Origin of the sequence: Shewanella olleyana, from assembly GCF_023283825.1 — a bacterium.
GTDB classification, from domain to species: Bacteria; Pseudomonadota; Gammaproteobacteria; order Enterobacterales; family Shewanellaceae; genus Shewanella; species Shewanella olleyana.
Genome location: NZ_JAKILD010000016.1, coordinates 58,108 through 80,483, shown reverse-complemented (window position 1 = coordinate 80,483; position 22,376 = coordinate 58,108). Strand labels below are relative to the sequence as shown.

The 22,376-nt window shown below is 40.9% G+C and carries 19 protein-coding genes; 15 read left to right on the top strand and 4 right to left on the bottom strand.

Annotated elements, in window-relative coordinates; translation table 11 throughout:
• Positions 1 to 123: 123 nt before the first annotated feature.
• The 13 genes from relA (at position 124) to L2735_RS12625 (ending at position 13,538) form a co-directional block, all read left to right on the top strand.
• Positions 124 to 2,331 carry a GTP diphosphokinase gene (relA, locus tag L2735_RS12685; protein WP_248985056.1) on the top strand — a complete coding sequence of 736 codons (2,208 nt, stop codon included), beginning with the start codon at positions 124 to 126 and terminating at the stop codon, positions 2,329 to 2,331.
• A 114-nt stretch (positions 2,332 to 2,445) separates the two neighbouring features.
• Positions 2,446 to 3,282, top strand: coding sequence for a nucleoside triphosphate pyrophosphohydrolase (gene mazG / locus L2735_RS12680; RefSeq protein ID WP_248985055.1), 837 nt, complete (start codon positions 2,446 to 2,448; stop codon positions 3,280 to 3,282).
• Between the two features lie 291 nt (positions 3,283 to 3,573).
• The gene (gene pyrG, locus L2735_RS12675; protein ID WP_248985054.1) at positions 3,574 to 5,211 is read left to right on the top strand and encodes a CTP synthase; all 1,638 of its coding nucleotides are present in this window, start codon (positions 3,574 to 3,576) and stop codon (positions 5,209 to 5,211) included.
• A gap of 232 nt (positions 5,212 to 5,443) precedes the next feature.
• Positions 5,444 to 6,745, top strand: a complete 1,302-nt coding sequence (gene eno, locus L2735_RS12670; RefSeq protein ID WP_248985053.1) for a phosphopyruvate hydratase — start codon at positions 5,444 to 5,446, stop codon at positions 6,743 to 6,745.
• A 94-nt stretch (positions 6,746 to 6,839) separates the two neighbouring features.
• Complete coding sequence (gene ftsB / locus L2735_RS12665; protein WP_153913385.1) at positions 6,840 to 7,142, top strand: cell division protein FtsB; 303 nt, start codon at positions 6,840 to 6,842, stop codon at positions 7,140 to 7,142.
• A gap of 5 nt (positions 7,143 to 7,147) precedes the next feature.
• Entirely contained in the window at positions 7,148 to 7,900 is a 753-nt protein-coding gene (ispD, locus tag L2735_RS12660; protein WP_248985052.1) for a 2-C-methyl-D-erythritol 4-phosphate cytidylyltransferase, read from the top strand.
• An 80-nt stretch (positions 7,901 to 7,980) separates the two neighbouring features.
• Positions 7,981 to 8,463: a 2-C-methyl-D-erythritol 2,4-cyclodiphosphate synthase gene (gene ispF / locus L2735_RS12655; RefSeq protein ID WP_248985051.1), complete on the top strand. Its 483-nt coding sequence runs from the start codon at positions 7,981 to 7,983 to the stop codon at positions 8,461 to 8,463.
• Between the two features lie 52 nt (positions 8,464 to 8,515).
• Positions 8,516 to 9,697, top strand: a complete 1,182-nt coding sequence (gene truD / locus L2735_RS12650; protein WP_248985050.1) for a tRNA pseudouridine(13) synthase TruD — start codon at positions 8,516 to 8,518, stop codon at positions 9,695 to 9,697.
• Complete coding sequence (surE, locus tag L2735_RS12645) at positions 9,694 to 10,443, top strand: 5'/3'-nucleotidase SurE (RefSeq protein WP_248985049.1); 750 nt, start codon at positions 9,694 to 9,696, stop codon at positions 10,441 to 10,443. The genes truD and surE overlap by 4 nt, the downstream gene beginning before the upstream one ends.
• Positions 10,440 to 11,075 carry a protein-L-isoaspartate(D-aspartate) O-methyltransferase gene (locus L2735_RS12640; protein ID WP_248985048.1) on the top strand — a complete coding sequence of 212 codons (636 nt, stop codon included), beginning with the start codon at positions 10,440 to 10,442 and terminating at the stop codon, positions 11,073 to 11,075. The genes surE and L2735_RS12640 overlap by 4 nt, the downstream gene beginning before the upstream one ends.
• 37 nt (positions 11,076 to 11,112) lie before the next feature.
• Positions 11,113 to 12,003 (top strand): peptidoglycan DD-metalloendopeptidase family protein, encoded by an 891-nt coding sequence (locus L2735_RS12635; protein WP_248985047.1) that lies wholly within the window; start codon positions 11,113 to 11,115, stop codon positions 12,001 to 12,003.
• Between the two features lie 78 nt (positions 12,004 to 12,081).
• Positions 12,082 to 13,059, top strand: a complete 978-nt coding sequence (gene rpoS / locus L2735_RS12630) for an RNA polymerase sigma factor RpoS (RefSeq protein WP_153913378.1) — start codon at positions 12,082 to 12,084, stop codon at positions 13,057 to 13,059.
• A 68-nt stretch (positions 13,060 to 13,127) separates the two neighbouring features.
• The gene (locus L2735_RS12625; protein ID WP_248985046.1) at positions 13,128 to 13,538 is read left to right on the top strand and encodes a hypothetical protein; all 411 of its coding nucleotides are present in this window, start codon (positions 13,128 to 13,130) and stop codon (positions 13,536 to 13,538) included.
• Between the two features lie 82 nt (positions 13,539 to 13,620).
• On the opposite strand, the gene mutS is transcribed toward L2735_RS12625, so the two are convergent.
• Positions 13,621 to 16,200, bottom strand: a complete 2,580-nt coding sequence (gene mutS / locus L2735_RS12620) for a DNA mismatch repair protein MutS (RefSeq protein WP_248985045.1) — start codon at positions 16,198 to 16,200, stop codon at positions 13,621 to 13,623.
• Positions 16,201 to 16,611: 411 nt separating this feature from the next.
• Between mutS and recA the strand changes: the two genes are divergently transcribed.
• Complete coding sequence (recA, locus tag L2735_RS12615; RefSeq protein ID WP_248985044.1) at positions 16,612 to 17,670, top strand: recombinase RecA; 1,059 nt, start codon at positions 16,612 to 16,614, stop codon at positions 17,668 to 17,670.
• 520 nt (positions 17,671 to 18,190) lie between these two features.
• On the opposite strand, the gene L2735_RS12610 is transcribed toward recA, so the two are convergent.
• The 3 genes from L2735_RS12610 to egtB form a co-directional block, all read right to left on the bottom strand.
• Positions 18,191 to 18,598 carry a nuclear transport factor 2 family protein gene (locus L2735_RS12610; RefSeq protein ID WP_248985043.1) on the bottom strand — a complete coding sequence of 136 codons (408 nt, stop codon included), beginning with the start codon at positions 18,596 to 18,598 and terminating at the stop codon, positions 18,191 to 18,193.
• Between the two features lie 107 nt (positions 18,599 to 18,705).
• Complete coding sequence (locus L2735_RS12605) at positions 18,706 to 19,695, bottom strand: L-histidine N(alpha)-methyltransferase (RefSeq protein ID WP_248985042.1); 990 nt, start codon at positions 19,693 to 19,695, stop codon at positions 18,706 to 18,708.
• 19 nt (positions 19,696 to 19,714) lie between these two features.
• Positions 19,715 to 21,004: an ergothioneine biosynthesis protein EgtB gene (egtB, locus tag L2735_RS12600; RefSeq protein WP_248985041.1), complete on the bottom strand. Its 1,290-nt coding sequence runs from the start codon at positions 21,002 to 21,004 to the stop codon at positions 19,715 to 19,717.
• Positions 21,005 to 21,336: 332 nt separating this feature from the next.
• Here egtB and L2735_RS12595 point away from each other — a divergent pair, with 332 nt between their 5' ends.
• A complete protein-coding gene (locus tag L2735_RS12595; RefSeq protein WP_248985040.1) occupies positions 21,337 to 22,191 on the top strand; it encodes a PhzF family phenazine biosynthesis protein in 855 nt (284 codons plus the stop codon).
• Positions 22,192 to 22,376: the final 185 nt, after the last annotated feature.

Here is a 22,376-nt window from a genome sequence, read left to right as displayed (position 1 = left end):
TATTGAACATTCAAGATGATTTTTTTGTCATAATGCAGAGCGCATCTGCAATAGCCTTTTTATCGACAATATAATCAGGTTTGTTTTACTGGTAGCAAATAAGTACCAATAAGGAAGTTAATTATGGTCTCAGTTCGAGAAGCACATTTTAATTCAGCCGATTTTAATATCGACGAATGGGTGACCCGTTATCTTGATAACGAAGAAGAAGCCCAAATGTTGCTGGATCTTATTAAACAGTTAGATGCGCTGCCCACTTCGACTCCAGATGTTCATCGCGGTTTATTAGACCGTGCTCGTGAAATGGTGGAAATTCTTGCGCCATTGAATATGGATATCGAAACCCTTCAAGCCTCTTTATTATTTATCGTACACGATGATGGCATTTTATCGATTGAAGATATCGAAGAGAAGTTTGGCAAAAGCTTAAGCAAGCTGGTGGCAAGTGTCGTTACGATGGAAGCCATTGGTGCATTAAAAGTCAGTCAAGACTCACGCACTGCTGAGCCGCAAATTGATAATATCCGTAAAATGCTGCTTGCGATGGTGGAAGATGTTCGTGCTGTGGTCATCAAACTTGCCGAACGCTTGCGCTTATTGCGTGAGATAAAAAACGTTGATGAAGAAACTCGAGTATTGGTTGCCCGTGAAGTTGCTGACATCTACGCGCCACTGGCAAACCGACTCGGTATTGGTCAACTTAAGTGGGAATTAGAAGACATTTCATTTAGGTATCTTCATCCTGTTGTATACAAAGATATTGCTCAACAATTAGACGGTAAACGCGTCGATAGAGAAGTGTTTGTCGATAAGTTTGTTACTCAGCTGCAAGAACGATTAGATGCCGATCAGATAAGAGCCAAAGTGTATGGCCGCCCGAAACACATTTATAGTATCTGGCGCAAAATGAAAGGCAAAGATCTTAAGTTCGATGAACTGTTTGATGTGCGCGCTGTGCGTATTGTCACAGATCGCTTGCAAGACTGTTACGGCGCTTTGGGTGTAGTACATACGCTTTGGCACCATATCCCCCGTGAATTTGATGATTATGTAGCGAACCCAAAGCCTAACGGTTATCAGTCAATTCATACTGTCGTCGTCGGGCCTGAAGGTAAGACTGTTGAAATCCAGATCCGTACTGAAGCCATGCATCAAGATGCCGAGCTAGGTGTTGCAGCGCATTGGAAGTACAAAGAAGGCACGGCTGGTGGTAAGCAAAGCGGCTATGAAGAGAAAATTAACTGGCTGCGTAAGATTTTACTATGGCAAGAAGATGTGGCTGAAACAGGCAACCTTGTTGAGGAAGTACGCAGCCAGGTTTTCGAAGACCGAGCATATGTATTTACCCCTAATGGCGAAGTTGTTGATTTACCATTAGGTTCAACCGTGCTGGATTTTGCTTACTACATTCACTCCCATGTGGGTCATAAATGTATTGGTGCAAAAGTCGATGGACGCATCGTGCCATTTACTTACCAAGTTGAAACGGGCGAACGAATTGAGATAATTACCTCAAAGCATCCGAACCCGAAAAGAGACTGGTTGAACCCGAATTTAGGCTATATCAAGTCGTCTCGTTCACGCTCTAAAATTCAGCATTGGTTTAAGCAGCAAGACCGCGATAAAAACATGATTGCTGGTAAGGAATTACTTGAAGCTGAACTCGCTCGCGTATCGCTAAAGATTAAAGATGCTCAAGTGGCGGTTGAACGATTCAACATGAACTCAATGGACGACATGTTAGCTGCAATTGGTGGCGGCGATCTTCGCCTAAACCAAGTGGTGAACTATGTTGAAACGAGTTTGCGAAAAGAGTCAAATTCTGAGCAAGAAATCGTTGAGGAAATCATTAAGCGTTCGCAGCCCAAACCTGCTCGAAAAGGGCAGGGGCAAGTGGAAGTTAATGGTGTAGGTAATTTGCTGAGTCATATTGCGAGTTGTTGTAAACCTGTTCCAGGAGACGAAATTTTTGGTTATATCACCATGGGGCGCGGCGTTTCAGTTCACCGCAGTGATTGTCCTCAAGTAAAAGAGTTAATGCGCGCTCACCCAGAAAGAAGTATCGAAGTGGTGTGGGGCGAGAATTACTCTGGTGGTTATCGCATCAAGGTACAAGTCAGTGCCCATGACCGAAGTGGTTTATTACGAGATGTGACCACTGTACTTGCTGCTGAGAAATCTAATGTGATGGCGATGAGCTCTACATCAGATGAAAAGAACCAAACTGCGGCTGTAGATCTTGAATTAGAGCTTTATAATCTCGATGGTTTATCGCGTATATTAGTTAAACTGGGTCAGATTGAAGGCGTGATTGAAGCAAGACGCTTATAGCTCAGTAGCTATTAACTCAGCAGCATTAAAGCTGATGTAAAAATTGAGGGCGGTAAATCAATAGGTTTATCGCCTTTTTTTATAATTTCCTGTGCACTTACCGGATATTTCCCTATGTCAAAAGGCCTGCAGCAACATCACAATGTTATCCAACCACTATTAACCATAATGGAAAAGCTTCGCGACCCTGAAACAGGCTGCCCTTGGGATAAACAGCAAACATTTGCGACGATTGTACCGTTTACGCTCGAAGAAGCTTATGAGGTAGTCGATGCAATTGAACAAGCAGATTTTGAATCTCTGCCTGATGAGCTAGGTGACTTGCTATTCCAAGTGGTGTTTTATTGCCAGTTGGCAAGTGAGCAGGGTATGTTTGATTTTGCTGTTGTGGTAGAGAGAATTTGCAATAAGCTGACTCGCCGCCATCCTCATGTCTTTCCAACTCATGATGCCGAATCGCCACTAGCAGATGCACAAAAGGTTAAACAATCCTGGGATGCCATCAAACAAACTGAACGAGAACAGAAACAGCAGTTTTCATTACTCGATGATATTCCTGTGGCGTTACCAGCATTGAACCGAGCTATTAAAATCCAAAAAAGAGTCGCTAAGGTGGGGTTCGATTGGCCTGATTTAGCCCCAGTTGTGGCAAAGGTTCATGAAGAAATTGATGAAGTCATGGAAGAGGCGCAGCACTTAACAGCGCAGCCAGAAATTTATCATGAGCGAGTTGTCGATGAGATGGGCGATTTGTTATTTGCAGTCGCGAATATGGCAAGACACTTGGGGGTTGAGCCTGAACAAGCGCTGCGACAAGCTAATCAGAAATTTGAGCGACGTTTTAGAGGCGTTGAAAGCTTTGCTGATAAAAGTGGTAAGCCTATGAATGAGCATTCCTTAGAGGAGTTAGATACTTATTGGGATCAAGTTAAGCAACAGGAAAAGACATAAAGCGTTAAGGTTCGTTCAATTAAGCTCTGGTTTAACTAAGCTCTGGTTTAACTAAGCGCTGGTTTAACTAAGCGCTAGCCGATGCATAAGCGTCGGCAATCTAGAGTAATTCTTTATTGCCTATATGGTTTAAAAAACACATGGAATGAAGTTGTTGGCTTAGTAAACATTATTATCGCAATTTAATGAGTTTATTGTTTGTTGTTATCGAGCTATTTTGGTAGAATGTCGCCCCGTCCTAGTGCTTTCTTACAAGCACGTATTTTTCAAACTCACATTCTCAGGTTCAGCATGACTACAAGGTATATCTTCGTAACTGGTGGCGTTGTTTCTTCACTAGGTAAAGGCATTGCAGCAGCATCTCTAGCAGCAATTTTAGAGGCGCGTGGCCTCAATGTAACCATTATGAAACTGGACCCATACATTAACGTCGATCCAGGAACCATGAGCCCGACTCAACATGGTGAAGTATTCGTTACTGAAGATGGTGCTGAAACTGATTTAGATTTAGGTCATTACGAACGTTTTATTCGTACCAAAATGAACCGTCGTAATAACTTCACAACCGGTCGTATTTACGAGCAAGTGCTACGTAAAGAACGTCGTGGTGATTATTTAGGTGCAACCATTCAGGTCATCCCGCATATTACTAATGCGATTAAAGAGAAAGTACTTGAAGGTGGCGAAGGCCATGATGTTGCTATCGTAGAAATTGGTGGCACGGTTGGTGATATCGAATCACTGCCTTTCTTAGAATCAATTCGTCAATTAAGTGCAGAGCTAGGACGTGACCGCACTTTATTCATGCATTTAACTCTAGTGCCGTTCCTAGGCGCTGCAGGCGAGATTAAAACTAAACCAACTCAGCACTCTGTAAAAGAGTTACGCTCAATTGGTATCGCGCCAGACGTATTAGTTTGTCGTGGTGACCGCGCAATTCCTGCAAACGAAAAAGCGAAAATATCGCTGTTCTGTAATGTAGAAGAAAAAGCGGTTATTTCATTAAAAGATGTTGATAGCATCTACAAGATTCCAGCTTTACTTCGCTCTCAAGGCCTTGATGAATTAGTTATCAAGCGTTTTGGTATTGACTGTAAAGAAGCTGATTTATCAGAGTGGGAAAATGTGATTTACCAAGAAGCTAATCCAAATGGTGAAATTACCATTGGTATGGTGGGTAAATACATTGAGCTGCCTGATGCATATAAATCAGTTAATGAAGCATTAAAGCATGCAGGCCTTAAAAATCGCGTTACTGTCAATATTCAATATGTTGATTCGCAAACCGTTGAAGCAAAAGGTACAGAAGCCTTAACTGGCTTAGACGGTATTTTGGTTCCAGGCGGTTTCGGTGAGCGTGGCGTTGAAGGTAAGATTTTTGCTGCGCAATACGCACGTGAAAACAACATCCCTTACTTCGGGATCTGTCTAGGTATGCAAGTGGCTCTTATTGAGTTCGCTCGTAACGTAGCTAAGCTTGAAGAAGCGCATTCAACCGAATTTAACTCTGAAACTCAACATCCAGTTATCGGCTTGATCACTGAGTGGATCAATGAAGAAGGTAACGTTGAGACTCGTCATGAAGAGTCTGATTTAGGCGGTACTATGCGCTTAGGTGCTCAGCTATGTCATTTAGCTGAAGGTACGAAAGCTGCTGCAGCTTACAATTCTAATACCTGTGTTGAGCGTCATCGCCATCGTTTTGAAGTGAACAACAACTATGTTGAGCGCTTAGAGAAAGCAGGCTTAGTGTTTAGTGGCCTTTCATCTGACCGTAAATTAGTTGAAATGATTGAGCTACCAAATCATCCTTGGTTTGTTGCTGGTCAATTCCACCCTGAGTTCACCTCAACACCACGTGATGGTCACCCACTATTTGAAGGGTTTGTAGCCGCTGCTAATGCTCATCAAAAAGGTGAAGCTAGCTAAATAACGAAAGCCATTGATGAACTCATCAATGGCTTTTTTTCATAGTGTATTCCAACTTGTCACTTTGATAGTTGAAGCGTCAAGATAATAGGTCTATGCTATGCTTCAAGTTGGTGGTTAATTACCAAACTGAAAGTGAAATACCAATAATCAATCTTCAAAAGTAAAAATGTTGCTGATTAATGGTATTGATTTTCTAATTTAATTTTATCTTACATTTATCGAGGAAGTTATGGCTAACATTATTAATGTCATTGGTCGCGAAATCATGGATTCACGCGGTAACCCAACAGTTGAAGCTGAAGTCCATCTTGCTGATGGCTCTTTCGGTATGGCTGCAGCTCCTTCTGGTGCATCTACTGGTTCACGTGAAGCTTTAGAATTACGTGACGGTGACAAAGCTCGTTACTTAGGTAAAGGCGTACTAAAAGCAGTTGAAGCTGTTAATGGTCCTATTGCTGAAGCACTAAAAGGTAAAGATGCATTGGCTCAAGCTGAACTTGACCAAATCATGATTGACCTTGATGGCACAGAAAACAAAGCTAAATTTGGCGCAAATGCTATCTTAGCTGTTTCTTTAGCAGCGGCTAAAGCGGCTGCAGCATCAAAGAAAGTTCCTTTATATGCTCACATCGCTGACTTAAACGGAACACCAGGTGTTTACTCTATGCCTCTTCCAATGATGAACATCATCAATGGTGGTGAGCATGCAGATAACTCTGTAGATATTCAAGAGTTCATGATCCAACCTGTTGGCGCGGCTAATTTCCGTGAAGGCCTACGTATGGGCGCTGAAGTATTCCATAGCCTTGCTAAAGTACTTAAAGCTGCTGGTCACTCTACTGCAGTGGGTGATGAAGGTGGTTTTGCACCAAACCTTGAATCTAACGAAGCGGCACTTGCAGCAATCAAAGACGCTGTTGCAAACGCGGGCTACGAGTTAGGTAAAGATATTACTTTAGCGATGGATTGTGCTGCATCTGAGTTTTATGACAAAGAAGCAAACATCTACGATCTTAAAGGTGAAGGTAAGAAATTCACTTCAGAAGAATTTAATTACTTCTTACAAGATCTGACTAAGCAATACCCAATCGTATCTATCGAAGACGGTCTTGATGAGTCTGATTGGGATGGATTTGCTCACCAAACTAAACTGATGGGTGATCAAATTCAGTTAGTGGGTGACGATTTATTCGTAACTAACACGAAGATCCTAAAGCGTGGTATCGACAATGGGATTGCTAACTCAATCCTAATTAAGTTTAACCAAATCGGTTCTTTAACTGAGACTTTAGCTGCAATTAAAATGGCTAAAGATGCTGGTTTCACTGTTGTTATCTCTCACCGTAGCGGCGAGACTGAAGATGCAACTATTGCTGACCTAGCTGTTGGTACTGCTGCAGGCCAAATCAAAACGGGTTCTTTAAGCCGTTCTGATCGTGTTGCTAAGTACAACCAACTACTTCGTATCGAAGAAGCATTAGGTGAAAAAGCACCGTATAACGGTCTTAAAGAAGTGAAAGGCCAAGGTTAATCTTTGCTAAATCTTAAAAAGGCCACCACTAGGTGGCCTTTTTTGTTGTACTATAGCGTTACTAATATTAATAATTATCGCTGATAACCGATTTATGAAACGACTTTTACTATTACTGTTTATCTTAGTAGGCTTGTTGCAGTATCGACTTTGGTTAGGCGAGAACAATCTTTCCCAGTATATGAATCTGCAAAAGCAGATTGCCAGCCAGCAAGAAAGCAATAACAAACTCATCGCTCGTAACCAAGTGCTTAAAGCAGAAATCATCGATTTAAAAAGCGGCACAGAAGCCATTGAAGAGCGTGCCCGTAACGAATTGGGTATGGTTAAAGAAGGTGAGACCTTTTATCGCGTCGTTGGCAATAATCCCCGTAACAATTCTACATTTGGTCAGTAATCATTATGAATTCAGCAAAGCAATCTGTTGTCGCGATTGTGCCAGCAGCTGGTATTGGCGCCAGAATGGGCGCAGCGATTCCTAAGCAATACCTTATGCTTGGCGAACAAACTATTCTTGCGCATACATTGGATAGTTTAATAACGCACCCAGACATCAGCCAAGTTATAGTGGCTTTGCACCCTGAAGATGAGTTATTTGGTAAATTAACTCAAGCGAATCATGAAAAAATAGTCACGGTAATAGGCGGAAATGAGCGTGCAGACTCTGTCCTTGCAGCTTTGAATTCCTTAGATGATGATATCAATAATGAAACGAGTGAGCACACGACTTGGGCATTAGTCCATGATGCTGCCAGACCTTGTCTAACTCAAACTGATATTGATAAATTACTCAACTCCCGTGAAATACACCCTCAAGGAGCAATTTTGGCTATGCCAGTGAGAGACACAATGAAAAGAAGTGTCGTTGCAAGTGCTGAAAGCAAGGCTGGTATTGGGGAGCAAATTGCAGCAACCGTATGCAGAGACAATCTATGGCATGCATTAACGCCGCAGCTATTTCCAAGTCAGCAACTTAAACGGAATTTGTCATTAGCCCTTAAAGAAGGTGCCAATATTACTGACGAAGCCAGTGCTATGGAGTGGGCGGATGTAAATCCTGGGTTAGTTTCTGGCAGAGCTGATAATATTAAAGTGACTCACCCTGATGATTTACAGTTAGCTAAATTGTTTTTGGCTAACATTCAGTCGCTTTAGTTAAACAAGCCTGATTAAAAAGAGTTAATCATTAAAATATTTATTAATAACAGTCATATAATAAACGGTAATCTACAATAATGAATATACGTATTGGTCATGGTTTTGATGTACATAAGTTTGGCGGTGACAAACCGCTCATTTTGGGTGGCGTTACTGTACCTTATGAGACAGGCTTAATTGCACATTCTGACGGCGATGTAGTGCTACACGCTGTTTCAGATGCGATTTTAGGAGCGATGGCTTTAGGGGATATTGGTAAGCACTTTCCTGATACTGATGCAGAATTTGCCGGGGCAGATAGCAGAGTATTACTAAGACATTGCTTTAAACTTGCGAATGAAAAGCAATTTGTTATTGGTAACCTTGATGTGACCGTTATAGCTCAAGCACCTAAAATGTTACCGCATATACAAGCGATTAGAGAATGCTTAGCTCAAGATCTAGAAACATCGATTGATAATATCAATGTCAAAGCCACCACAACTGAAAAGTTAGGTTTCACAGGACGTAAAGAAGGTATAGCTGTCGAATCAGTGGTGTTGATGACCAAGTCTGTATAAAACCAATTTTAAACCGTTTGCAATAATAAACCCGTTACTTTGAGAATATGACATGAGCTCGCTACATTACCTTTTTGATAAACCCACTTGCACCGCTGACTTACGCACTTTCAATAGTGATTTTATCGTAAAGGAAATGCTGCCTTTTAGTCCAACTGGCGAAGGTGAGCATCATATGATCCATGTTCGTAAAGAAGGCCTTAATACCAATCAAGTGGCCGAGATATTAGCTAAGTTTGCCAAAGTACATCAAAAGGAAGTGACTTACGCAGGTCAAAAAGATAGAAATGCGGTGACTGAGCAATGGTTTGGCGTGCGCATTCCTGGTAAAGAAACACCTGATTGGCACTCTCTATCAACCTCGGATGTGGAGAGTGAGGCGGCTAATCAAACTCGGTTAACGATTCTTTCAAGCCAGCGACATAGTAAAAAGTTACGGATTGGCGCCTTATTAGGCAATTGTTTTGAGCTGACATTGCGTAACGTGTCAGATAAACAAGCCCTTGAAAAACGAATCCAGCAAGTCATGGAAACAGGCGTCCCCAATTATTTTGGTGAACAGCGCTTTGGCCATCAAGGCAAAAACCTGATTTTCGGTCAGCAAATGCTCGCGGGAAAAAAGGTTAAAGATCGTAAAAAACGCAGTATGTATTTGTCTGCTGTAAGATCAAATGTATTTAACCAAGCCGTGTCATATCGATTAAACCACCACAGCGTAGCGCCTTTAACTGGTGATTGTGTGATGCTAACAGGTAGCAAGAGCTTTTTTGTCACTGAAAAGTGGGATCCTGCAACGCTCAAACGTTTAGCTGATAACGATATTCAATTATCAGCACCTTTGTGGGGGCGTGGAACTGTCCTCCCTCAAGCGGATGCTGCCATGGTTGAGCAAACCGCATTAGCTGATTTAGCGACGGATTTAGCAGGGCTTGAGCAGGCAGGGTTGGAGCAAGAACGTCGTCCACTGCTGTTAAAGCCGCAAGCCATGAAGTACCGATTTGAACAAGACAGTTTAATTATAGAGTTTATGCTGCCTGCAGGAAGCTATGCGACATCAGTGTTAAGAGAGCTACTGGACTATCAAGATGTACAAGAAGTTAAACGTTTACAAATGGTGGCTGAACAAAACGCACTTGCACAGCAAAAAGCCCTAGCTGGTTCTACAGCTTCACTTTCTGCATCAGAAACAGAAGCGAAATCAACTCAAAATGTTAAACAAGAGCCTTCATCATGATTAACATATTAGTGAGTAATGATGACGGCGTGACGGCGCCTGGTATTAAAGCGTTAGCGGAAGCGTTAAGCCAAATCGCCAATATAAAAGTCGTTGCACCAGATCGAAACTGCTCAGCTGCAAGCAACTCTTTGACCTTGACGAATCCATTAAGAATTAATAACTTAGACAATGGGTATATTGCGGTTAATGGAACACCATCAGATTGTGTTCATTTAGCCATTAGAGAATTGTGTGAAGATGAGCCCGATATTGTTGTTTCTGGTATTAATGCTGGTGCAAATATGGGCGATGATACTTTGTATTCTGGCACAGTTGCAGCAGCGACAGAGGGGCGGTTCCTTGGTTTACCAGCGATTGCGGTATCTCTTGTCGGCAAAGAACTCATACATTACCGAACTGCGGCTGTATATGCAGCCAAAATCGTGCAAGGGTTATTAGCACATCCTGTTGATAGCGATCAGATTTTAAATGTGAATGTACCAGACTTGCCTTTAGAAGAAATTAAAGGCATGAAGGTGACTCGTTTAGGGTCAAGACATAAAGCTGAAGGCATGATTAAAACGCAAGATCCTGCAGGACGTGATATTTATTGGCTCGGCCCACCAGGTAAAGAGCAAGATGCAAGCGCAGATACTGACTTTGGTACAGTTGAACAAGGTTATGTCTCTATAACTCCGTTAACGGTCGATTTAACAGCATATAACCAGCTTGCTGGTTTAGAGAACTGGATAAACAAACTATGAGTCAGATAGCCTCAACTGTTGCTATCAATTTAGCTAGAAAATTACATGAAGGCGGCATTAGTAATAATGCAGTGTTAGAGGCTGTGTCTAATACTCCAAGGGAGTTATTTTTAGACGGCGCACTGGCACACAAAGCATATGAAAATACAGCACTACCTATAGGCCAGGGACAAACAATATCTCAGCCTTACATCGTGGCTCGTATGACCGAATTACTATTGCAACATAATCCCGTTAAAGTTTTAGAAATAGGCACTGGTTCAGGTTATCAAGCAGCCATTTTAGCTCAGCTTGTACCGCAGCTATGTACTATCGAACGGATTAAAGCGCTACAAATTCAAGCAAGACAAAGGTTGAAGCGTTTGGATTTGCATAATGTGTCGTTCAAATACGGTGATGGGTGGAAAGGTTGGCAAAATAAAGCGCCATTTGACGCGATTATGGTGACAGCTGCAGCGGCTTCAGTGCCTGAAGCATTATTAACTCAGCTCTCTGAAGGTGGCGTACTAGTAATCCCTGTGGGCGAAGATTCACAGCAATTGCTAAAAATAACACGTCAGAATAATGAATTTAATTCGCAAATCATTGAAGCGGTTAAATTTGTACCATTAATTAATGGTGAACTTGCTTAATTAGGGTGATATTTCCCATCTTAGCTGGAGAGAGTGTTTGAAGTATCACAATTGGTTATGCGTAATCTGTTTACTGACTTTTTTATCAGGCTGTAGTTTTCAAGCCCATAGCCCTGCGCCTGTAAAAAGTATCTCTTCTACAGCTGGCCCTAAATATAATAAAGGTTCTATTACCTCAGGTAGCTATAAAGTTAAACGAGGCGACACTTTATATTCAATTTCATGGGGCGCAGGTAAAGACTTCAGTGATATTGCCGCATACAACAAGCTAAAGGCGCCTTATACCATTTACCCTGGTCAGACCTTAAAGCTCTACAAGCCAGCAGCCCCTAAAACGACCACTAAGCCGGTTGCTGTAGCGAACAGCAAACCCAAGCCAGTAAAGAAAACTGAGCCAAAACAAACCACAGCAACAAAACAAGCAAATGCGTCAAGTAGCAAAGGTAGTACAAAAAAAGAGCTTGATCACAAAGCTAAGCCTGCGTATTCTGTAAAAACTACCCCAGAAAAAACAGTTCAAGTAGCGAAAAATCCTGTTTCAGGCTTACCTGATAAAGTAAGTAAGTGGAACTGGCCTAATAAAGGCAAGATTATAGGGTATTTCTCTACAACTCAGCAGGGCAACCAAGGTATTAAGGTTGCAGGTTCACGCGGAGATATTATCAAAGCTGCTGCTGATGGAAGGGTTGTTTATGCAGGTAATGCACTTCGTGGTTATGGCAATTTGGTTATTATCAAACATAACGACGACTTTTTAAGTGCATATGCCCATGCGGATTCAATATTGGTCAAAGAAAAGCAGTATGTAAATGCCGGACAGACAGTAGCGAAAATGGGTAGCACAGGGGCAAACCAAGTGATGTTACATTTTGAAATACGTCTACATGGTAAGTCAGTTAACCCATTAAATTATTTACCTAAACGCTAATTGTTTAGTTCACATTAAAACGGAGGATAGGCAAGTGCACTAATTAACTTACATTTACCAGGTTTGGGAGAGCACCATATGAGCCAAAAACAAAACGCTGCAGTCGCAGTAGAGCTTATGGATTTAGCTAAACAACCACAAGAGGTTGCGCCAAAGGCAGGAAGTGCCAAAGAAGGTCAGCAATCCGATATTGATCAACAAGTTCAAGATGATTTGCAAAAAAATCTTGACGCCACTCAGCTATATCTAGGTGAGATCGGTTTTTCCCCTTTGCTTAGTGCAGAAGAAGAAGTCTTCTTTTCACGTAAAGCACTCAAAGGCTGCGAGAAGTCTCGTAACCGCATGATAGAAAGTAATTTACGCTTGGTTGTAAAAATTGCCAGAAGGTATAACAACCGAGGTCTAGCATTACTTGATCTTATTGAAGAAGGCAATCTAGGACTTATTCGCGCGGTCGAAAAATTTGACCCAGAGCGAGGATTCCGTTTTTCAACTTATGCGACTTGGTGGATTAGACAAACCATCGAGAGAGCTATCATGAATCAAACCCGTACTATTCGTTTACCTATTCATGTCGTTAAAGAGCTTAACGTGTACTTACGTACCGCAAGACAGCTAGCTCAAAAACTTGATCATGAGCCAACGGCAGAAGAAATCGCTGATACTTTAGATGTTTCTACTAGCGATGTAAGCCGCATGTTAAAGCTAAACGAGAAAATCACTTCAGTAGATACCCCATTAGGTGGCGATAATGACAAAGCGTTACTTGATGTCATTGCTGACGATGATTCAGTAGGGCCAGATTATAAAGTACAAGATGAAGATTTATCTCATTCAATTGTAGGATGGTTAAACGAGCTGAATACTAAACAAAGAGAAGTATTAGCGAGACGTTTTGGTTTATTAGGTTATGAGCCATCTACATTAGAAAATGTTGGAGCTGAAATTGGGTTAACACGTGAACGTGTCCGCCAAATTCAGGTAGAAGCATTGAAACGATTGAAAGATGTATTAGGGGCTCAAGGTTTGTCAGTAGAAGCTTTGTTTAGAAGCTAGCGCTTTTGAAATTTCGATAAATTAAGGACATTCATGTCCTTTTTTATTGCCCTAGAAATTGGAACATTATGATGAAAAGTAAAATTATTTTATTGTTAATACCGCTTAGTTTATTCGTTATTACAGCTTGTCAAAGTACTCGCGATAGCATGGTCGAACAAGGTTACCCTTTAGCTTATGCTGATGGCTTTCAAGATGGCTGTGATAGTGGCAATAAAGCGGGTGGCAGTTTGTTCGACGAGTTCAAAAAGGATATTAACCGTTTTAATGCTGAAGCAGATTACGCCCAAGGATGGAGTGATGGTTTCAGGCAATGCGAAACGGAGCAAGAATCACTTCAAAGACAAGTTAGAATGAATATTGAACAACAAAAATTACAGCAGCAAAAGCAAGCTAATGAACTTGCTGAGCAACATGCATTGGAGCGCGAAGTGATGAAGGGGGTTGATACGAGTGGATTAAAATCACTTGAAAACTAATGCTTATATTAATTTACTCCGATTAAAAAGCCGCTACATTTTCCTGTAGCGGCTTTTTGTTGAATAGTTAACCTTTAGTGTCTTACAGATTAGCTAAGCGCTTTAGTTCATACAGCATATCTAAAGCTTGTTTAGGGCTGTAATCATCTGGGTTAATTTGAGCCAGTTTATCCGTAGCCGCTGAGTTTTGTGGCTCAGGCATTGTCAGGTTAAGTGCTTCTTGTATTGGCACTTGATGAGTATTGGCTAAATCTCGGCTTTCAAGCATATGCAGTTTTTGTTTCGCAGCTTTAATAACATGTGCAGGTACGCCAGCGAGCGATGCCACTTGTAAACCGTAACTTTTACTCGCGGCTCCTTCTTGAACAGCATGCATAAAGGCAATAGTGTCATCATGCTCTACAGCATCTAAATGCACATTAGCCGCACCACTCATCTGGTCTGGTAATTGAGTTAACTCGAAATAATGGGTAGCAAATAAAGTTAACGCCGCCACTTTTTCTGCCAAATATTCTGCAGCAGACCAGGCAAGAGATAAACCATCATAGGTGGAAGTACCACGACCAATTTCATCCATGAGCACTAAACTCTTTGCGGTAGCATTATGGAGAATATTTGCCGTTTCTGTCATTTCAACCATAAAGGTTGAGCGACCAGAAGCAAGGTCATCTGATGCACCAATGCGAGTAAATATTCGGTCAATGGGTCCAATCACCGCTTTTTGTGCAGGAACAAAACTGCCTATATGTGCCATTAACGTAATGAGGGCAACTTGGCGCATGTAAGTCGACTTACCGCCCATATTAGGACCTGTCACAATGAGCATGCGACGTTCTGGAGCAAGTACTACTGGGTTTGCTATGAAAGGGGCCTTGCTAACCAGTTCAACGACTGGATGACGTCCCGCTTCAATGTTGATACCAATTTCGTTACTTATTTGCGGGCAGTTATAGCCTAAGGTTTCTGCGCGCTCGGCAAAGTTACTTAATACATCTAACTCTGATGCAGCTTGGGCAAATTGCTGTAATTCATGTAATTTGGGCAATATTAAGTCGAACAGTTCTTCCCAAAGCTGTTTTTCAATTGCTAAGGCTTTGCCTTGGCTTGAAAGCACCTTTTCTTCATATTCTTTAAGCTCTGGAGTGATATAACGTTCGGTGTTTTTCAGGGTTTGTCGACGCTGATAACTCAGCGGTACTTGATCTGATTGCAAACGACTGACTTCAATGTAGTAGCCATGTACACGGTTATAGCCGACTTTTAGAGTATTGATGCCGGTTTGCTCTTTTTCGCGCGCTTCCATCTGCACAAGGTAGTCATTGGCACCTTCACTAAGGCCACGCCACTCATCTAATTGTGCGTTGTAACCCGTTCGAATAACACCACCATCACGTATTAACATAGGTGGGTTATCTACTATTGCTGATTGCAATAACAGTTGCTGTTCTGGGAACTCTCCCAATAAGCCTGCAAGTCGTTGCATTTCACTTTGTTTGCAGTGGCTAAGCGTTTGTTGAATTTCTGGCAACAAATCTAAAGCTTGGCGTAGGCGGGCAAAATCACGCGGTCTTGCACTACGAATAGCAAGACGTGCCATGATACGTTCAATATCGCCTAATGCCTTTAACTGCTGGTGTAAGTCGGCATATAGCCCAGTTTCGATAAGCTCAGAAACGGCTTGCTGACGTTGACTGATATGTTGCTGTTCTCTAAGAGGTTGATGGATCCAGCGTTGCAACATGCGACTGCCCATTGGCGTAGCCGTTTTATCAAGTACCCAAGCAAGGGTATTATCTCGAGAACCAGAAAGATTAACCGTTAGCTCAAGATTACGTCTTGTTGCCGCATCTAAAATAATCGTATCGGCCTGATTAAACATGGTGATACTACTGATATGGGGCAGCGCAGTTTTTTGGGTATCTTTAACATACTGCATTAAGCAACCCGCAGCTTGAAGTGACAAGCGCGCATTGGTTATGCCAAAACCATGAAGATCTTTGGTACCGAATTGCTCGAGTAATAACTGAATACTGGTATCGTAATCAAATTCCCACTCAGGTCGGCGTCTGATCCCTTTAAGGTTTTCAATGAGGTAACGATCCGCTAAATCTTCGCTATATAGAAGTTCTGCTGGGCTTGTGCGCTGTAATTCTGCTTCTAATGTTTCTGCATTTTCAAGTTCTACGACAACAAAACGACCAGAGGAAACATCTAAAGTGGCATAACCATAGCCTGATTTACCTTGGTAAACAGCTGCCAGCAAGTTGTCTTGTCTTTCTTGAAGTAATGCTTCATCAGTCAAGGTACCTGGAGTCACAATTCTAACGACTTTACGCTCAACTGGTCCTTTACTGGTGGCTGGGTCGCCAATTTGCTCACATATTGCTACCGATTGACCGATTTGAACCAGTTTGGCAAGATAACCTTCGACAGCATGGTAGGGTAAACCCGCCATCGGGATTGCGTTACCGCCACTTTTCCCTCTTGCAGTTAGTGAAATCCCTAATAGTTCTGATGCTAGCTTGGCATCTTCATAAAATAATTCATAAAAGTCCCCCATACGATAAAACAAAAGCATCTCAGGATGCTGTGCTTTTAACGTTAAATACTGACGCATCATTGGGGTATGCTTTTCTAAACTTGGGTCTTCATTTACGGTCATTAAGTAATTGCTCTTAATCTGGCTTCAAAACGGAATTATCAACGGCGCTCATCTTAGCAATAATTAGTTTGATTCCCAATAAGCTATCTTCATACAGTCGTGTTTAAAGGGTTAACTAGTGGAATTTTGAGCAAGTTAAATAGTTTATATCTCAAATGTTTACAGTATCCTCTACCTGTATATACAGTGGTTTTTACTGAGTGTTTTTTGAGGTGTGAAATATATATCCATAATTAACTATTGATTTTAAAGGTTTTATTTTAGTTAGATTCAATTAATGTCAAAAAAGTATACAGTAACTATTGATACTGTATGATTATACAGTATACTGAGCTCATATTGTTAGACAGACAAATTTATTCGTTACCAAGTTCGCATGCCGAACTGAGTCACCTTAAAGGGATAAAGAGAATGAAAGCAGATCCAAATAAAGAGAAAGCGCTAAACGCCGTACTAGGTCAAATTGAAAAGCAATTTGGTAAAGGTTCAATCATGAAATTGGGCGCAGACCGCACAATGGATGTTGAAACTATTTCTACTGGTTCGCTTTCATTGGATGTTGCATTAGGTGCTGGTGGTTTACCTATGGGTCGTATCGTAGAAATTTACGGTCCAGAATCTTCAGGTAAAACAACCTTAACACTTGAAGTGATTGCAGCAGCGCAGCGCCAAGGTAAAACTTGTGCTTTCATCGATGCCGAACATGCTCTTGATCCTATCTATGCTAAGAATTTAGGTGTAGATATTGATAACCTTTTATGTTCTCAGCCAGATACTGGTGAGCAAGCGCTTGAGATTTGTGATGCATTAACTCGCTCTGGCGCGGTTGATGTCATCATTGTCGATTCTGTTGCTGCATTGACTCCTAAAGCTGAAATTGAAGGTGAAATTGGTGATTCACATATGGGTCTAGCGGCACGTATGATGAGTCAAGCAATGCGTAAGCTGGCTGGTAACCTTAAGCAATCAAATACTTTGCTTATCTTTATTAACCAAATCCGTATGAAAATCGGTGTAATGTTTGGTAACCCAGAAACCACAACAGGTGGTAACGCACTTAAGTTTTATGCTTCTGTTCGTTTAGACATCCGTCGTACAGGTGCTATTAAAGATGGCGACTCAGTAGTGGGTAATGAAACCCGAGTTAAAGTGGTTAAGAACAAAATTGCTGCGCCATTTAGACAAGCTGAATTCCAAATCCTATACGGAAAAGGTATTAACCGTACAGGTGAATTAGTTGATTTAGGTGTAGCACATAAGCTTGTTGAAAAAGCAGGTGCATGGTACAGCTACCAAGGCAATAAAATTGGTCAAGGCCGTGCGAATGCTGGTAAGTATTTAGTTGAGAACCCAGCAATTGCTGAAGAGATTGAAGCTAACTTACGTCAAATGCTACTAAGCAAAGAAAAAGATGCAGCTCCTGCTGAGTCTGATGAAAACATTGACTTAGAAACTGGTGAAGTTTTTTAAGTTGAGTTTAACTTAGGTTTTCTAAACTTAAGTTAAGGGCCATTGCTAGCCACTTGATTCAAATATCTTAATCGCGATAGGCACATGCCCATCGCGATTTTTTATGGTCTTTATTAAGTAAAACTGGATATGAAGTGTCGTCTAAATTGAATACCAGAACTTGAAAAACAAATATGGGCCAAGCTATACCCAAACAACTTGAAGATACGTGTTTCAGAGCTTCACCGTGTTTTCAATACTAGGCGCGTTAATGCGGTAATGTAGGTACCTTATAAATTAGCGCAACAACGTAGTGGGAACACGGTGAAACTCCCTGAGGGCAAGTTTTACACGCGTTTATGCTGCGTTATTGATTTTGAAAAGGGAATAACCATTACCCGCAATCAATGCCTTGCCTAAACACGTGTAAATTCTTGCTGAAATCGAGCATCTTCAGGCTGTTTGGGTATAATATGAGTCAAGCGAATACAAGTCAGGCTATTCGAGTCAAGCTAGCACTAGTTAATCTGGCTCGAGTCAGCTAATACATAGTATTGTTATTTTTAGACTCACTCGGAATTTGCTGAATTGAATCCCAGTGCTCAACAATTTTTCCGAGCTCATCAAACCGGAAGAAGTCCATAGTGATATATTGATCATTTCCAGGCCAAGTTTGGTGGGTATGTAATGCAACCAAATCACCTTCAGCGATGGCTCTAACAAAACGAATGCTCTTCCCCTGATACTCTGCCATTTCGGTGAAATAATCGATAAAAGCTTGTTTGCCATCACCAACAGCCGGATTATGTTGGATGTAGTTAGCCCCTACATATAAATCCACGGCTTTTGTAGGTTCACCTAAATACGCCATCTCATAGAATGCGATCGCATTTTGTTTATTGCTATGAGTATCATGTGGAGCTTTATATGAAGTGTCATTTGCCATCATTATTATCCTATCAAAGTCGTTATTGATTCGTTTTAGCTTTAAAAACGTGTTTACTAATCATCCCGAAATAAAGCTTATCCAACTGTTTTGCACTCACTGGAATAAAGCTATTTTTGCACTTGCCAAAGAGAATCAATGAAGTAGTCCTTGCTATCACTAAAATGCCTAATGACTTCAAATCCAGTTTTTTGACTGATGAAGTCAATGTCAGTTTTTAAAAACTTAAATGAAAACTCTAAGTGAATAGGTTCAAATGCTTCAAAATGAAAATGGCGCTTTAACTCGGCGATATAAACGCTTTGCGGTTCAGTGGCGATGACATAGCTTTCCATAGCTCCGAGTAACGGGCTGTATACGCCGAAATGTTGAAACTTACCGATATCAAAGTTGCCGCCAAGTTCGTTGTTGATTCGTGTTAGTAAATTTAAATTAAAGTCACTTGTCAGTCCGCTAGAGTCGTTATATGCCTTAGTTAACACATCGACATCCTTCTTTAAGTCAAATCCCACTAGTAAGTAATCATTGTTATCCATGTTCATCCATAGACGTCGCAGAAAACCTTGGTTTTGGACTCGGTCAAAATTACCGATATTTGACCCTAGAAATAATACTAACTGTCGATTCTTAGACGTTTCCCGAACCTGACGCAAGCCGTCGAAATATTCAGCGACTATGCCATGACACTCAACAAATGGGTGAGGACTAATGGTCTCTTTTAGCATTAACATCGCTTCTTCTGAGATATCTATGGGGTAGTAATTCACTCTACAATTATTATCGGTAAAACCATTGATGATCAGCTGAGTTTTATGTCCATCTCCTGCACCTAGCTCAATGATGTCTATTTCTGATTCATTGATAAGATCTGCAAGTTGGTGTTTAACGCTGTCTAATATTTCGTACTCTGTTTTTGTCGGGTAATAGTCAGGATGCTGAGTAATTTTTTGAAATATCTTACTGCCAGTATCATCATAAAAATATTTTGCCTGCAGTGCTTTTTGAGATGCGCCCAGCCCAGTGAGCACATCGATAGCAAATTGCTCTTTATTCATTGCCTCAACAGTTTTTTTACTGTTATAAATTTTAGAAATTTTCACTTGTTACCTCCTTATTACTTTAATCTTTAGCAAGCCTGATGCCTGAAAACATCCATTGTTGGTGTGGTTGATAAAAGTTTCGATATGTATGGCGGTAATGACTAGATGGTGTCGCTATGCAACCTCCTCGAAGTACGAATTGATTACACATAAATTTACCATTGTATTCTTCAAGCTTTCCTTCAAATGGTTTGTAGCCTGGATAAGCTGAGTAATGGCTTTGAGTCCAACACCAAACTTGATGGGTTTGAGCATCGGCTTTATTAGGATGATAGACATTAGCCTGTAGATCTGTGAGAGCATTTTGGCGATGGCGCAAATAGTGCTCGAATTCTTGCTCTGACGGTAAACGGCATTGTCGCCATTGTGCAAATGCTGCAGCTTCAAAATAGCTGACATGAACCACTGGAGCATTGAAATCTAATGGGGCGAGTCCATGGAGGGTATATTCATACCACTGTCCATTAACTTGTCGCCAATATAGCGGCGATATTATGTTATTTTCGCACACCCAATCCCAGCCCAAACTCAGCCAATATTTCGCTTGCTGATAACCCTTATCTTCAACGAATTGTAGATACTCTCCATTGGTGACAAGGGTTTCTGATATTGAAAACTCAGTTAAATAAGTTTTATGCTGAGGACACTCATTATCAAAAGCATATCCATCTCCTTGATGACCAATTTCTGTTAATTGGCTACCAAAGCTTTGCCATGATGTCGTTACTGCTTTAGATGCTGGCAGTGGCTGCTGAATATATGGAGGCGTTGATGGGTTGCAATGGAGGATATATTTGATATCCATATAAAGTAATTCTTGATGTTGCTGCTCATGATGAATTCCAATTTCAATCAGCTTTGCTACCTCAATGCTCTGTTGGCTATCTAACAATTGACTATCTAGCAAATCAGTATTTAAGCAATTTAAATCAATAAGTAGCTTTGCTATTAATTGATCTGTTCGTTCTCTGTATTGATAAATTTCAGCCACAGTCGGCCTTGAAAGGTGGCCACGGTTTTGTTGAGTCCAATGCAGTCCTGTAGCTTTATAGTAGGAATTAAATATTAGACTGAATTGTTCACCGAATCTTTCATAGCCTGTTAAAAAGGGAACTAGAATAAGCTCTTCGAAAAACCAAGTAGTGTGGCCTAAATGCCATTTGGGTGGGCTGACTTCAGCGCAAGGCTGTACACAAAAATCTTCTATTTCTAAACGACTACAAATTTGACTTGTTTCAGCTCTGGTTGCTTTATAGCGCTCAAGTAACAATAGGAGCTTTGATAATTTAGGCGACGAGCTTATCTCCATATATACTTCCTTTTCTTTTCAATTCCAGTTTGATTCCGCACTTAATAATGATTAATACCTATACATCATCCAGCTTAGTCTTTATTTACTATTCAAATACTAAATAGTTACAGTTTCTTGCTATATAGTTAAATGTATATAGGTTTTCATGCAATTGCATTTGATTATTGGCATTTTAATACTCAGCATAACATTGCCAAATAGCCACTAATTATGACTCACTAATGATGACTGTTTCATGAAAGGCTATGCAGGAAACTATGGTTAAATTGCGCATTAGCACTAAGGGCAAAATTAATCAGAGCTTGAATTAAGTATTCATTGGAATTGCTATGACAGAAAAGTCTTTATTCAATCAATTTATTCGCCAAGTATTTAGTGGTGATACTCAAGCTGGAAACCTTGCCGCTGTAGAAGTTTGTAGCTCAAGAGTGGTTTTTGAAAACGAATCACTGATGCAGAAACGGGCTGCAGAAAACCGATTGCCAATCAGTGCGTTTATTTTTAAAGAGAGCAGTCATACTGAACTTGGTTATCATATTCGTTGGTTTTCACCTGAAACTGAAGTGATCCTATGTGGTCATGGTGCCTTAGCTGCTGCAGATGTCATTATCAGTGAGCTCAATACTGACATTAACCTTTCACAATGCTCATTTCTAAACAAGCTTATTACAGTTAAATCCATATCTAATAGTTCATATACTCTTGATCTGGCTCCTGTTGAACTCATAGCATCAAGATTATTATCAGATTTAGCCGAAGTTATCGCTAATCATATTTGTTTAGATGCAATGACAAAGTATGAAGTCGTTGTTGATAATCTGGCGCAGCTAGATAAAGCGAAACAAACCGATAAATTGAATGGTTATTTGATTGTTCCATTAGCCACTAAAGAAGCAGTGGTAAATTTTGATTTTGATGAGAAAAGGTTTAGCGAGTTAACTCAACAAGCCCTGATTGTCACTTATCAAGCAGCCAATAATAATGAGATATTTTTTCGATACTTTTCGCCGCAATATGGAGCAAAAGAGGACAGTGCTACCGGCTCCGCTGCGCCCGTAATTGCCGAATTCTGGCAATTTGAATATGGCGTTAAGTATACTTGTGTGCAACTGTCTCTATCTGGTGGGATTTATCAGGTTATCCGCAATACTAATAAGGTAAGTGTCATCGCTAAGGTTGGTTAAAGCTAGGCGGATAAATGACAAGTTTTAGCCTGTCAACTCAGTAAAATGAATTGTCGATTGGGGTAATCGCTATTCAATGCAAGAAAATCACTAATCTAAGCCGCTAGATTCTCGCACCTTCAGTTTGTTTAAGTATATAATGTTGCCAATATTCGAGCTGATATACAGCTTCATGATAAATAGAA

Coding starts and splice junctions, on each gene's coding strand:
- egtB (WP_248985041.1), bottom strand. CDS start 21,004: ATGGAGATAAGCTCGTCGCCTAAATTATCAAAGCTCCTATTGTTACTT.
- recA (WP_248985044.1), top strand. CDS start 16,612: ATGAAAGCAGATCCAAATAAAGAGAAAGCGCTAAACGCCGTACTAGGT.
- relA (WP_248985056.1), top strand. CDS start 124: ATGGTCTCAGTTCGAGAAGCACATTTTAATTCAGCCGATTTTAATATC.
- ispF (WP_248985051.1), top strand. CDS start 7,981: ATGAATATACGTATTGGTCATGGTTTTGATGTACATAAGTTTGGCGGT.
- eno (WP_248985053.1), top strand. CDS start 5,444: ATGGCTAACATTATTAATGTCATTGGTCGCGAAATCATGGATTCACGC.
- ispD (WP_248985052.1), top strand. CDS start 7,148: ATGAATTCAGCAAAGCAATCTGTTGTCGCGATTGTGCCAGCAGCTGGT.
- L2735_RS12610 (WP_248985043.1), bottom strand. CDS start 18,598: ATGATGGCAAATGACACTTCATATAAAGCTCCACATGATACTCATAGC.
- pyrG (WP_248985054.1), top strand. CDS start 3,574: ATGACTACAAGGTATATCTTCGTAACTGGTGGCGTTGTTTCTTCACTA.
- L2735_RS12625 (WP_248985046.1), top strand. CDS start 13,128: ATGATGAAAAGTAAAATTATTTTATTGTTAATACCGCTTAGTTTATTC.
- ftsB (WP_153913385.1), top strand. CDS start 6,840: ATGAAACGACTTTTACTATTACTGTTTATCTTAGTAGGCTTGTTGCAG.
- rpoS (WP_153913378.1), top strand. CDS start 12,082: ATGAGCCAAAAACAAAACGCTGCAGTCGCAGTAGAGCTTATGGATTTA.
- mutS (WP_248985045.1), bottom strand. CDS start 16,200: ATGACCGTAAATGAAGACCCAAGTTTAGAAAAGCATACCCCAATGATG.
- L2735_RS12640 (WP_248985048.1), top strand. CDS start 10,440: ATGAGTCAGATAGCCTCAACTGTTGCTATCAATTTAGCTAGAAAATTA.
- mazG (WP_248985055.1), top strand. CDS start 2,446: ATGTCAAAAGGCCTGCAGCAACATCACAATGTTATCCAACCACTATTA.
- truD (WP_248985050.1), top strand. CDS start 8,516: ATGAGCTCGCTACATTACCTTTTTGATAAACCCACTTGCACCGCTGAC.
- L2735_RS12595 (WP_248985040.1), top strand. CDS start 21,337: ATGACAGAAAAGTCTTTATTCAATCAATTTATTCGCCAAGTATTTAGT.
- surE (WP_248985049.1), top strand. CDS start 9,694: ATGATTAACATATTAGTGAGTAATGATGACGGCGTGACGGCGCCTGGT.